The 12,761-nt window shown below is 66.6% G+C and carries 11 protein-coding genes; 3 read left to right on the top strand and 8 right to left on the bottom strand.

Translation table 11 applies throughout. From position 1 onward, the window contains the following. A partial coding sequence (locus AC1DT2_RS07435) for an oxygenase MpaB family protein (protein ID WP_477295554.1) occupies positions 1–1,003 on the top strand: 1,003 nt, incomplete at its 5' end. Between the two features lie 235 nt (positions 1,004–1,238). Next, a complete protein-coding gene (locus tag AC1DT2_RS07430; RefSeq protein ID WP_213946900.1) occupies positions 1,239–2,312 on the top strand; it encodes a GGDEF domain-containing protein in 1,074 nt (357 codons plus the stop codon). On the opposite strand, the gene AC1DT2_RS07425 is transcribed toward AC1DT2_RS07430, so the two are convergent. From AC1DT2_RS07425 to AC1DT2_RS07405, 5 genes are all read right to left on the bottom strand, one after another. Next, the gene (locus tag AC1DT2_RS07425) at positions 2,309–2,887 is read right to left on the bottom strand and encodes an alpha-ketoglutarate-dependent dioxygenase AlkB family protein (protein ID WP_477295551.1); all 579 of its coding nucleotides are present in this window, start codon (positions 2,885–2,887) and stop codon (positions 2,309–2,311) included. The genes AC1DT2_RS07430 and AC1DT2_RS07425 overlap by 4 nt on opposite strands. Positions 2,888–2,894: 7 nt before the next feature. Next, on the bottom strand, positions 2,895–3,434 hold the full coding sequence (gene sodC / locus AC1DT2_RS07420) for a superoxide dismutase [Cu-Zn] SodC (RefSeq protein ID WP_477295549.1): 540 nt from the start codon (positions 3,432–3,434) through the stop codon (positions 2,895–2,897). Positions 3,435–3,588: 154 nt separating this feature from the next. Continuing rightward, entirely contained in the window at positions 3,589–4,311 is a 723-nt protein-coding gene (locus tag AC1DT2_RS07415; RefSeq protein ID WP_213946898.1) for a pseudouridine synthase, read from the bottom strand. After that, positions 4,308–5,366 (bottom strand): class I SAM-dependent methyltransferase, encoded by a 1,059-nt coding sequence (locus tag AC1DT2_RS07410; RefSeq protein ID WP_477295547.1) that lies wholly within the window; start codon positions 5,364–5,366, stop codon positions 4,308–4,310. Before AC1DT2_RS07410 ends, AC1DT2_RS07415 begins: the two co-directional genes overlap by 4 nt. 51 nt (positions 5,367–5,417) lie before the next feature. Further along, entirely contained in the window at positions 5,418–6,971 is a 1,554-nt protein-coding gene (locus AC1DT2_RS07405; protein ID WP_477295545.1) for a protein adenylyltransferase SelO, read from the bottom strand. A gap of 109 nt (positions 6,972–7,080) precedes the next feature. Between AC1DT2_RS07405 and AC1DT2_RS07400 the strand changes: the two genes are divergently transcribed. Beyond that, the gene (locus AC1DT2_RS07400; protein WP_477295543.1) at positions 7,081–7,713 is read left to right on the top strand and encodes a hypothetical protein; all 633 of its coding nucleotides are present in this window, start codon (positions 7,081–7,083) and stop codon (positions 7,711–7,713) included. On the opposite strand, the gene AC1DT2_RS07395 is transcribed toward AC1DT2_RS07400, so the two are convergent. The 3 genes from AC1DT2_RS07395 to AC1DT2_RS07385 all read right to left on the bottom strand — a co-directional run. Beyond that, entirely contained in the window at positions 7,698–9,374 is a 1,677-nt protein-coding gene (locus tag AC1DT2_RS07395) for a putative bifunctional diguanylate cyclase/phosphodiesterase (RefSeq protein WP_477295541.1), read from the bottom strand. The genes AC1DT2_RS07400 and AC1DT2_RS07395 overlap by 16 nt on opposite strands. 84 nt (positions 9,375–9,458) lie before the next feature. After that, complete coding sequence (gene gspD, locus AC1DT2_RS07390; protein WP_477295539.1) at positions 9,459–11,741, bottom strand: type II secretion system secretin GspD; 2,283 nt, start codon at positions 11,739–11,741, stop codon at positions 9,459–9,461. 104 nt (positions 11,742–11,845) lie between these two features. Further along, the coding region (locus tag AC1DT2_RS07385) for a type II secretion system minor pseudopilin (RefSeq protein ID WP_477295537.1) at positions 11,846–12,761 on the bottom strand (916 nt) is incomplete at its 5' end.

The raw sequence follows: 12,761 nt of genomic DNA, 5'->3' as shown, positions 1-12,761 counted from the left end.
ATCATCCTCAGCACGCTCCTGCCGGTGTGGTTCTTTAAATGGCGAGGCTGGTGGTCCGGGGACTGAGTCCATGACGATCTTCGCGGGCCTGCTTCGTCCCGCATCCGCGCCCATCCGGCGCTGGGTGCTCACGGCGTTTCCCAGGCCGCCCTCGGGCGGCATCGACTACGACCATCCCGTGGGCGATGCCGGCCTGTTCGGACCCTCCAGCGTTACCTGGCGCATGCACTCGGATTTCTGCGGCATGCTTGCCGGTGGCCTCTGCGCGCTGTACCTGCAACTGCTGCACCCGCGTGCGCTGGCTGGCGTGTGGGATCACTCGAATTTCCGCGAGGATCTGGTCGGCCGACTGCGCCGGACCACCGCCTTCGTCGGCGCGACCACTTACGCCCCCACGAGCGAAGCGCAGGCACTCATCGGGCACGTGCGCATGATCCACAGTCACGTGCGCGGCGTGGATGAGGCCGGGGCTCCCTACGCGGCCGACGATCCGGACCTGCTCACCTGGGTCCACGTCAGCGAGATGTCGAGTTTTCTGGCCGGCTATCGCGCCTACGGGCCTATGGCCGTCACGCCACGTGTCGCCGATGCCTATCTGGACGAGACGCGTCGAGTGGCCGAAGCCCTCGGCGCCCGCGATGTACCGGGCTCAGTCGCCGACATGGACGCGTATATCGCGCAGGTGCTGCCAACGCTGGTGTTCGGGGAGCGCTCGCGTGTGGTGCTTGACGTGCTCAGGCGCCTCGACCTGCCCGTACCGATGGCCGGTCTGTCGCGCGACCTGTTCCTGCATGCCGGCGCCGCGTTGCTGCCGGACTGGGCGGCAACACTGTTGCAGCGAACGGATAGCGACCTGCGCAAGGCGCGACTGGCGCGTGGCGCCCTCCGCGGCATGGTGCCCTTGTTCCGCGTGGCGCTGACCGAAGGCGTCGCCTCGCGATCCTGCCGACGGGTCGGCGTCGATCCGGCGCTGCTGGCGCATTGGCCGCCCATGCCGGAATGACGCCCTAACCCAAACCGTCACATTCGTGAAGCGACAAAAGCGGAACCCGTTCTCAGTTTCCTACATTTTCCTGAATTCTTGCCGAATTTGCCCTAAAGTTCGCGATGACGGTGCCGCTAACAACTTCGAGGTTGCGCGGTAGGGGATCATCGTCGCGACACCAACAGGGGAGGAAGGGGTCGGTGCCAGCCAGTTGCTCACATAGCGGACGTCACGTCGCAGGAGACATGCGCTCATGAGGTCGCCCTGGCATTCGCTTGCCGGTGGGCCGCCGGAGTCGCGCCTGCTCGCCTCCGTGGCCGAGTTCACCCACCACCGCGATATCGACGCCCTCGACCACAGCCTGGTGCTGTCGCTGGCCGAACTGATTTCCGTCAGCAGCGTCACCCTGTGCAAGCGCGGCGAGAGCCTGCAGCTGCCGGTGGATTCCATCGTGGTCTGCTCGCGCAATGCCGAAGGCGCCTTCGTGGTCGAAGCGCTGGATCCCACGCGCGACGGCGATCCGATCGACACGATCGTCTGCGCTATGGAAACGCTGGAAGCCATCAGCGATGTCACCGACGACGGCACCTGCCGCCTGGTGATCCCGATCCAGCGTGACCACGCGGCCATCGGCGCGCTGATGCTGGAATCGGAAGATTCGCTGGACAGCGTGCGCAACATGGTCGAGGGCTACGCCCGCATCTACGGCAACTACATCGCGCTGCTCAACGAGAGCGAGCGCGACAAGCTCACCGGCCTGTACAACCGGCGCAGCTTCGAGCAACGCCTGCAACGCCTGCTCAAGTTGCAGCGCCAGCGTGCCCGCGCCTCGGCCAAGGGCGACGACGAGCGCCGCCTGCCCTTCGAAGACGATGTCTCGCAGATCTGGCTGGCCATCCTCGACATCGATCACTTCAAGCGCATCAACGACACCTACGGCCACGTCTACGGCGACGAGGTCATCCTGATGCTCGCCCAGCAGATGCGCCACAGCTTCCGCCAGAGCGACGTCCTGTTCCGTTTTGGTGGCGAAGAGTTCGTCATGCTCATCGCCGCGCAGGACGAACGCGTCGCGCACATGGCACTGGACCGTTTCCGTCACTTCGTCGCCGAGCACGCGTTCCCCCAGGTGGGCCACGTGACGGTGAGCATTGGCTACGCGCGCATCACCGAGAACGACTACCCCGAAATCGTGCTCGACCGCGCGGATAAAGCGCTGTACTTCGCCAAGGAAAATGGCCGAAACAGCGTGCACGGTTATGAGGCACTGACCAAGCTCGGCGAGCTGGGTTCAGCCGTCGCGCTGGGCAGCATCGATCTCTTCTAAAGCGGCCTCACCCGGAACGCCAGGCTGATCCGCGGGCCCACCTCACCGCGCGCCTTGGGAATCCCATGATCCCAATGGAACTGTGTGGCGTAACTCATCGTCAGCAGGCTTCCCGGCTCCAGCTTCACATCGAACTTCCGCTTCGGCGATTCGCGCTCGCGCAAGGCCATCGTCCGCGTGGCGCCCAGCGACAGCAACGTGATCGGCGCGCCTTCCGCCAGCTCCTCGATGTGGTCGTTGTGCGGCGCCACGCTATCGCGCCCGTCGCGATACAGGTTCAGGCCCACCGATGTAAACGGCACGCCCGTCGCCGCGATCACCTCGCGGCCCGCATCACGCAGCACGGAAGGCAACGCCGGATCCTCCAGCGCGTAATGCTGGACCAGCCGCGGCACGTCCACCTCGCGGCCATACATCTCGCGGCGCTTGGCCTGCCAGGGAATGTCTGCCAGCAACGTGGCGAACCAGGTCTCCGCCAACGGTACGGAAATGACGTCCGGCTTATACGCAAACCGCCCGTGGCCGTCATCGACGATCACGAGCGGTTCGGCTGCGAAAAGACCGCCTTGGGACATGCGACCCTTACTTGATCACGCCGCAGGCGATACGCGCACCGCCGCCGCCCAGCGGAGCCGGCTCATCAGCGTAGTTGTCGCCGCCGGCGTGGATCATGAGGGCGTGGCCCTTCAGGGTGGCCAGGCTCTTCAGGTGCGGCGCGGTGACCGCGGTGGTGTCGGTGCCATCGGCTCCTACCGTGATGCGCGGGAGGTCGCCTTCATGACCGGCGGCGTCCGGGCCTTCGTGCTTGCCGGTGTGCTGCGGATCGAAGTGACCACCGGCAGCGAGGGCGGCGCCCTTCTTGCCGTCCTTCTCGCCCGGATCGCAGCTGGCCTTCTCATGCAGGTGGAAGCCATGGTCGCCCGGCGGCAAGCCCTTGAGGTTCGGGGTGAAGACGAGTCCACCCGCCGACTGGGTGACAGTCACGGTACCCACGGAGGCGCCCGCCCCATCGGCGGTCACCAGGGTCATCGGGACGACGACACTCTTGTCGACGACGTTACCCGCGGTGGCTGTACCGGCGAAGAGGCTGGCGAGGGCGACGGCAATAGCGATCTTGGTCATGAGGTGCTCCTTGGGTGATCGTGTGGACTCTCCGATACTGCACCCGGCGTGGACGGAACGTCCACACATGGATAAATGTGGGAGCCGATTCATCGGCGATGGGTGCTTGCGCCAACTCTGGCCCGCTGCCGCGGGATCGCCGATGAATCGGCTCCTACAGAGCCGGGGCGCCGTTGGGGGCAGCGAAGATGCGGGCGGTGTCTTCGGCAGTCAGCTGGCGCCATTCGCCCGAAGGGAGGCCTTCCAACGTCAGGCCACCCAAGGCGACGCGCTCCAGGGTTTCGACGTGATTGCCGATGGCAGCGAACATGCGGCGGACCTGGTGGTAGCGGCCTTCGGTAAGCGACAGACGTATATGACGCGGCCCAAGCACGTCGAGCGCGGCCGGCTCGAGCGGATCGGTTTCGCCGTCGAGCATCAACGTGCCGGCGGCGAAGGTCGCCGCTTCATCGCCGCGCAAGTCCTCGGCGAGCGTCGCCTCGTACACCTTGGCCACCGAGGACTTCGGCGAAATGATCCGGTGAAGCAACGGGCCGTCGTCGGTGAACAGCAGCAGGCCCGAGGTCTCGCGGTCGAGGCGCCCGACCGTCGACAGCACCGGATTGCGAATGCCGTAACGCGGCGGCAGCAGCTCGTACACCAGACGACCGACATCCTTGCGCGAACACGTATACCCGGCGGGCTTGTTCAACATGATCAGCATGCCGGCCGGCGGATCCAGCGGCTCGCCTTCGAAGCGCACGTCGGCGTGTTCGACCTTGTCATCGGCATAGAGCACCTCGCCCGAGGCATCGGTGACCGCGCCTTCGCGGAACAGGGAGGCGACTTGTTTGCGGCTGCCATAGCCGAGGTTCGCCAACAGGCGCACGAGTTTCATCGACGAGGCTCCTTCGCTTCGATCACTTTGAACCCGTCGCGCTCGGCGACGGTACGAACATGGGTGAAGCACGCATCGAGCGTGGCTTCGTAGGCAAGATGCCGGTTGGCCACCATCCAGAAACGACCCTGCGGCGACAGGGCGCGCGCCGCGACCGCAATGAAGGCGCGACCCAGCTCCGGCTGGTCGGCGCGCCCCTGATGGAATGGCGGATTGGAAACGATGGCGTCGTAGCCACCGTCGATACCATGGGTCACGTCGTGCCACTGCACGTGGGTAGCGATGGCGCGGCCCGACGCGGTAACCGCCGCGGCGATGTTCCGACGGGCCGGCTCGATGGCGCGCCCTTCCGCTTCGTACAGGTCCACCGCGGTGACGCCGGGATTCGTCGCGATGACACGGCAGGCCAGATAACCGAAGCCCGCGCCGAGATCGGCAACGCGACCGGCGAAGTCCTCGGGCAACACCGAGCTCAGCAAGGCCGACGCGATGTCGATGCGATCCCAGGCGAACAGGCCACGCCGGCTTACAAAGCGACCCTCGTCGATCGGCAAGGACCCGTCCAGCGCCAGCCATGCGTCGAGCAAGGCGGGATCCGGCACGGCGCCGGGACGCGTCCAGAAGACGCGACATTTGTGCTTGGAGAGGTTCGTCACGCCGCCGGCCAGCAGCGCAAGATCGGCTTCGGCGGTCTTCGCGCCTTCGGCGTTCGGCACGGCGGCGAGGACGGCGCCATCGGGCGTGACATGGGCCATCGCCTGCGCGAACAAGGCGCGCGACTCTTCGCGCTGCCGGGTCGGCAGCACCATGACGAGGGCAAACCGGCCTTCGGGCAGATCCGCGCTCACGGCGAAGCCGGAGCGCGCCAGGGCATCCGCCGCCGGCTTGAACGACTGCTGCAGCACCCAGCCAGGACGGCGCTGCTCGCGCAGCACGAAACCGTCCCGCGCGCGCAGCATCAGCACGTCGCCAGACGCGGGCCACGCGAGATCGCCCGTGACGAACGGGACGAAAAGCGCTTCAAGAGCGGCATCGGAGGCGTAACCAGCGGACAACGCGACAGGCCTGACTAAAGATCCGGGCCGCTGATTCTACCCTGTGGCCCGTCAGCTACTGCAGGAAAGCATGGAGCAGCCGACCCGGTCGCGTGCCCACTCGGGCCGGCGGCCGGCAAGGTGATCCCTGCCCGCCTGCTCGTCGTAGGGCTGGCGGAGGGTCTCCATCAGCTCATGCAGGGGCGCGTCGTCGCCCTGCTCCGCGCTGTCGATGACCTGCTGCGCGAGGTAGTTGCGCAGCACGTAGCGCGGGTTGCTGGCGTGCATCAGGGCAAGCCGCTCCGACGCCGGCGATTCATCGGCCTGCACGCGCGCTGCATAGCGCTGCAGCCAGGACGCCAGCGCCTCCTGCGTCGCGACGCGCTTGTCTTCCTCGTAGAACGCCGCCCCGACGACACCCGGATGCGGCGCATCGAGATCGAGCAGCGCGAGGTCACGGAAGAAAATCGTCATGTCCATCCCACCCAGGGTGAGCAGGCCACGCAGGTCGGCGACCAGCGCCTCGTCGCCTTCGCGGGCGTTAGCGAGACCGAGCTTGGCCGCCGAGAACGCCGCGTCGGTGGCTTCGAACACCTCCACATAGCGATCCAGCCCGGCCTGCAGCGCGTCGACGCCGGCAAACAAAAGCGACAACGCCTGGGCGAGACGTTGCAGGTTCCAGTAAGCCACGCGTGGCTGGTGGCCGAAGCGGTAGCGCTTGTGCGCGCGATCGGTGGTGTTCGGTGTCCAGTCCGGGTCGAAGTCATCCACCCAGCCATAGGGACCGTAATCGATGGTCAGCCCGAGGATGGACATGTTGTCCGTATTCATCACCCCATGCACGAAGCCCACGCGCATCCAGTGCGCCATGAGGCGTGCCGTGCGCTCGCAGACCTCGGTGAAGAAAGCGGCGTACCGCCCTTCCCCGTCGAGGCCGGCAAAGGCCGGGTAATGCGTGGCGATGGTGAAGTCCGCCAGGCGGCGCAAAAGGTCGAGGTCATTGCGCGCCGCCGGCAGCTCGAACGAGCCGAAGCGAATGAACGACGGCGCCACACGGCAGACGATCGCCCCCGGCTCCAGCGCCGGGTGGCCGTCGTACATCACGTCGCGCAGCACCTCGTCACCGGTCACCACCAGGGACAGTGCCCGGGTCGTCGGCACGCCGAGGTGGTGCATGGCCTCGCTGCACAGGAATTCGCGAATGGACGAGCGCAGCACGGCGCGGCCGTCGGCCCCGCGCGAGTACGGCGTGCGGCCGGCGCCCTTCAGCTGCAGTTCCTGGCGGCCGTCGTGGGCGGTAATCACCTCGCCCAGGCTCAGCGCGCGGCCGTCGCCCAACTGCCCGGCCCAGTTGCCGAACTGGTGGCCGCCGTAGGCCATGGCGTAACCGGTCATGCCCGGCCAGCGAGCGTTACCCGAGAACACCTCCGCAAAATCTGGCGCCTCGGGCGAGACGCCAAGCATCGTCGCCACCTCGGCCGAGGCCGCGACCAGCCGCGGTGCCGCGACCGGCGTCGGGTCCACCCACGAGAACGCGGCGCCGACGACCTGGCGCGGACCGTTGGATAGTTCGGGGTCGGCCGGCAACTCGCGGACGAAGGCATTGTCGAAGCGCAGGTCTGTCATCGGGATCAGGGGTAGGACGTTGTTTCCAATATCCGGGCATTCACGGCGCATGCAAGGGCATACGCAACTCGTGCAAACTAGCGCCCCTGCTCACCTCAACCTGGCCCTCATGCGTCCCACTCGCCTCCTGGCCATCCTGCTATGCGCTGTCCTGGCTCCTGCCGCGGCGGCCGATCCCGTGAGTGTTCAGCGCAGCGACAAGACCCTGGTCGAGATCATCAACTCGACGATGGGGACCCTGCCCAACGCGGTGGATGCGTTGTCCCGCAAGCTGCCGGGCGGCTTGCACGCCACCACCGACGCCCCGCCGCAGATCGTGCGCAGCGTGCCCTTCATCACCCGCGACGGCTACCGCGTGAGCGCCTTCGAGGCCCGCGGCTTCAACGAAGGGGGCGACGTGCCGATGGTGCGCTTCACCTCGATCCAGCTGGAACAGCGGCCGTGCTTCGCGAGGAACGAGCTGACCGAAGCTTTCCACGCGAGCGCCTCGGAAACCAACCTGCCCGCCGCGCCGGCCATGCTGCCGAACCGCTATACGGTCATGCAGATGCCCTGGGGACGGCTCTCCTTCGGCAGTTCGCAGGAAAGTGGGGCCTGCATCATCGCCATCGTCGGCGACGCGACCGGCGGCGTGGTGGATGCCCGCACGCCTTTGCCGCTACCGCAGCCGACCACCATGCCCGGCATGCCGGACCTGCGCCGTACCTGGCCGATGCCGACGGACGCCTATCCGGCCGAATGAGTCGCCAGCGGGGCCGGATATGGCCCGGTGACCCGGTCGATGCGGTCTTCCGCCACGGCCGGCGAGAACAGGAAACCCTGCAGTTCGTCGCAACCGGCTTCGGTCAGGAAGGCCCGCTGCTGCTCGGTCTCCACGCCCTCGGCCACGACGCACAGGCCCAGCGCGGCGCCCAGATTGGACACCGCCCGCACGATGGCCGCCGAATCGCCGGCCTGGGTCGCGTTCTGCACGAAGGAGCGGTCGATCTTGACCTTGTCGACGGCGAGGTCCTTGAGCAGGGTCAGGCTGGAGTAGCCCGTCCCGAAATCGTCGAGCGAGATACGCACGCCGGCCCGGCGCAGACGCTTGAGTAGCCGGACTGACCCACCATCGGCATTGACGATGGCCGTCTCGGTGATCTCCAGCTCCAGGCGCTTCGGCGACAGGCGCGTCTCGATGAGTACGCGCATGACCATGTTGGCGAAGTCGTCGTCGCGCAGCTGCACGGCGCTCACGTTGACCGCAACGAACAGGTCGTCGAGCTTGGCAACGCGGGCGCAGGCGGTGCGTAGCACCCATTCGCCCAACTGGCCGATCAGGCCGGTCTCTTCCGCCACGGCAATGAACTGCACCGGCGAGACCACGCCGAGGGTGGGATGCCGCCAGCGGGCCAGCGCCTCGAGGCCGACCACCTTGCCGTCCGAGCTGCGGATCATTGGCTGGTAGTGACAACTCAGGCCCTCGCGGGTCAATAAGGCCTCGAGCAGCGCCTTCTCGATGTCGCGGCGATGGGCGAGCGCGGCGTCCAGCGCCTTGGTGTAAACCATCAGGCGGTTACGCTTCTTCTTCGCTTCGTAAAGCGCGCTATCCGCCTTGCGGGCCATCTCTCCCGCCGCGACCGCTTCGGCATCGATGGCGACCATGCCGATGGACGTACCGATAAAGGTGGTCGTCGAAAGGACGTCGAAGGGCTCGCCGGCGAGGGCCAGAATGCGCTCGGCGAGGCCCTGCACGTCGAGGTCGCCGTGATCGTCGACCAGCAGCGCGAACTCGTCGCCGCCGAKCCGGGCCACCGTGTCGTCAGGACCGACGACACTGCGCAGACGCGCACCGAACTGCACCAGCAGCTCGTCGCCGATAAGGTGGCCGTAGGTGTCGTTGACCTTCTTGAAGCCGTCCATGTCCAGGTGGAACAGCGCGGCGTGCAGGCCGCCGCTGGCCGCGCGGCCGATGGCGGCGTCCAGCCGGCTGAAGAGCGCCGCGCGGTTGGCCAGCCCGGTCAGGGCATCGTGGCAGGCCAGCCAGCGCACATGCGCCTCGGACTCGCGCAGCTCGGTGATGTCGGTGACCGAGGCCAGCACGTGGAGCGCGCCTTCCAGGTCGATGCAGGTCTTGCGGGTGAGCAAAGTACGCACATGGCCCTGGGGGTCGGTCACCGTTTCCTCGGTTTCGACGACCTCGTGGCTGCGTAGCACGGCGTCGTCACCCGCTTCGAAGCGGGCGGCCTGCTCGGGCGGGAAGAGTTCGGCGTCGGTCCGGCCGAGCACCTCGTCGGCGTTCAGGCCGAAGTATTCGCAGCCCATGCGGTTGACGAACACCCAGCGGTGCGCCGCATCGCGCACGAACATCGCCGTGGGCATCAGCTCCAGCACCGTGGACCAGCCGGCCAGATCCTGTATCAAGCGAGTCTCCCCCTGTCAGGAACACGCTTCCAATGTGAAGCGCGCCCCGTGATGTGGGTGTATGCACCCTCGGTCACCCTTCGGTCAAGGTCTGGCGGGCTGGGTGAACGGCCTGAGCGACTCGAACTTGCGCTGGTACTCGTCGGTGACCTGCTTGGCCTCGTCCCCATTGGTGATCACCCGGGGGGTGATCAGGACGATCAGCTCGGTGCGGGTCCGCGTGCGGCTGGTCGTGCCGAACAAACGGCCGAGTACGGGAATCTGGTTGAGCCCCGGGATGCCGGTATCGGTCAGGGCGTCGTTCTGCTTGATCAGGCCGCCGAGCAGCACCGTCTGCCCGCTCTGCACCGCAACCTGGGTGGCCACTTCGCGCTGCTGGATCGGGAAGTTGCCGGTGGTGGTGTCCTTGATGCCCGGGCTGCTCACCACCTGGCTCACATTGAGGTAGACCAGGCCACCCGGATTCACGCGCGGGCGCACATTGAGGATCACGCCGGTGTCCTTGTACTCCACCTGGCCGATCGTGTTGTCCGTGTTCGCCCCGGTGTTGACGAAGGTCTGCGTGATCGGAATCTGGTCGCCCACTTCGATGTGCGCTTTCTGGTTGTTCAGCACCACCAGCGAGGGTGCCGAGAGCACCTTGGTGTTTCCGTTCTGCTCCATCGCATGCAGCGCCACGGAGATGTTGTTGTTGACGAAGGAGTAGAAGAAGTTGTCGCCTGTCGCCAGCGTCGCACCGCCGCCGCCCAGCGCGTACTGATGTTTGTTACCCGGCTGGGTCGGTTGCCCGTTGGTCGTGCCCGTCAATCCTTCGAGGTACCACTGCACGCCGAACTCGAGGTCGCCCGAGAGGGTCACCTCGAGGATGCGCGTCTCGATCTGCACCTGCATCGGCACGGCGTCCAGGCGCTTGATCGCCTCTTCGATCTCGGTCCACTGCGCGGGGCGGCACCGGACCATGAGCTGGTTGTTCGAGTCCACCGAGGTGATGCGCACGCCATCGTCCGTGGTGGTCGAGGAATGACGACTGCCGGTGTCGGCGGAACTGTCGTCGGAGGAGCCCGAGCCGGCCCCGAAGCCTGAACTGCCCGTGCTGCTGCCGCCGAAACCCGTGCTTGTGCCGGTACCCGAGCTCAAGCCGCCGGTCGTCGACGAGCCTGTCGATGAGGAGCTGGTGTTGCCGAACGCACCCGTGGTGCTACCGAGGCCGGAGCCGCCACGATTACCCATATCGCTGTCGCTGCCACCGAGCGTGCCTGAGCTGAGGCCGGGGCCGACCTTGCCGCCTTTATCGCCCGAGCGCCCACCACCGGAGCCGCTGCCATAGATATCCGAAAGGTAATCGGCCATGTCGGAGGCCTGCACGTTACGCACGTCGTAGACGTACAACTGCGGCTCGTTGCCACCCCCGCGGTCGATACGATCGATCCAGCTGCGCACCTCATCCAGATACGCCGGCTGGGGGCTGAGCACCACGAGCGAGTTGGTCCGCTCGATCGGAATGAAGCGCAGCATGCCGGCCATCGGCGTGTTGCCCTTCTCGCCGAAGATGCCTTCGAGCTTGGGCGTGAGGTCCTTCACCTGGGCACGCTGTAGCGAGAACACACCGACCGACATGCCACGCAACCAGTCGACGTCGAACGTAGCAACGGTGCGCTGGTAGTTGTCGAGCTCGGTGGGCGTGCCGGCCATGACCAGCACGTTGCGCGTCGGATCGGCGAGCAGCGTCGCGTCCGGACGCGCGAACGGCTTGATGAGTTTCTGCATCTCCGTCGCGGAGATGAAGTGCAGCGGGAACAGGCGTGCCTGCAGGCCACCAGCCGGCGCGTTCGCGCCGATGCTCGGGACGAGGTTACCGGCGACGGCATCCTTGGACGGCATGACCACGTAACGGCCATTGGTGTGGACGAGCGCATTGCCCGTCCACGAAAGAAGGGTCTCGAGGATCGGCAGCGCCTGCTCCGCCGTCACCGGCTGCGAGGTCGAGAAGGACACGTTGCCCTGCACGCCCGRCACGATCGAATAGTTCTCGTGCAGCAGATCGCCGAGGATGGCCTTCACCACCGACTCGACCGGCTGGTTCTCGAAATTGAACGTGACCGTGCCCGCGCCCTCGGCGACCGGCTTCGGCTTGGCCAGGCCCACCGGCTTGATGAACTCACCCGTGCCCGTCGTGACCTGCGGCGGTACATTGGTCGGTGCCGTTGGATTGGTCGACGGCATGAGGCGCGGCTTGGGTGCCGGCAGCTCGGTGCCCGCCATGGCCTCGCGTTGCAGTGCGCCATCGTCGCGGGGTTGCGGCAACGTTGAGCAGCCTGCCAGTGCCACCGCCAGCGCCGTGGCGCCGATCGTAAGAAAACGCGTCATGCAAGAACCATCATGGTCATTGAAGCCTGCGAGATTGGAGGGTACGTGTTGCCAGCCCGTGACGCAGACTACCCATGGTTGCGCCGGTTAGCCACTTCGGCCGGTTAACTCGACGGCCCATCCCGCCAGCGCAAGACGGTATACAGCCTCTCGTTTGCGCCGCGTTCCAGCCCAACCATGGGAAACTGCACCGTGGCCTCCACGGTGGTGCGGGAGCCATGGCCGTCGTCCGCATCAGCGCGGAATGTGATGGTGTTGCCCGGCATCGCGCCCCCGAGGGTGATACCGCCAGGCAGGTTCTGCAGAACCGTACCGGGTGGAACACTGTCACGCGCAAGAACGACTTCGCGCGCACGGGTCGGGTCGAGGCCCCGCACTGCCGCCATGGCAAGGACAGGCGCAAAATCCGGCTCAGGCGCCGGTCGCCCGGACCAGATCGTGATCGCCGGCTCCACGGTGTTGTACAACGCCGGGTCCATGCCCGGTAGCCCCTGCAGCTCCTCGATGGCAGCAAATGCCGTGTAACGCTTCGATGGGCTGCCACCGGACATCAGGGGCATCGACGGAGCCGACGTACCGTCGTCCGACACATGGCTAGCCGTAGGTCCACGCCATTCCACTACGTGGTGGGTCAGTTCATCGGCACGCGCCTCCTGACAGCCCGCCGCCATGAAGAGCGCCCGAAGCGCGCGAGGGTCGGCGGTATTGATATCGACCTTTCCGGTTTCATCGAGCATGCCCACCGCCACATGCACATGATCGAACTCGAACGCCAATGACCTGCCATCGCCCGGCACGCTGTTGTCTATCGATACAGCGCCCCCGGTCTGCACGAGCATGGCCTGCCGGTGGTGCGCTTCCGCGAGCACGATAGCCCGCATGATCCCCGCTTCGGCGGCGTAGCGCGCGCGCTGCTGGCCGAGCGTGAATCGCGTCTGCAACGCTTCAACACGAGCGACGCTGGCGAAGCCACCGACCAGGATGGCGAGCAAGGTGCACGCCCAGAGGACCACCAGCAAG

This window comes from Luteibacter sp. P4_E6 (genome assembly GCF_056401535.1).
The sequence above is the reverse complement of the archived record's forward strand: the minus strand, read 5'-3'. Positions and strand labels throughout refer to the sequence as shown.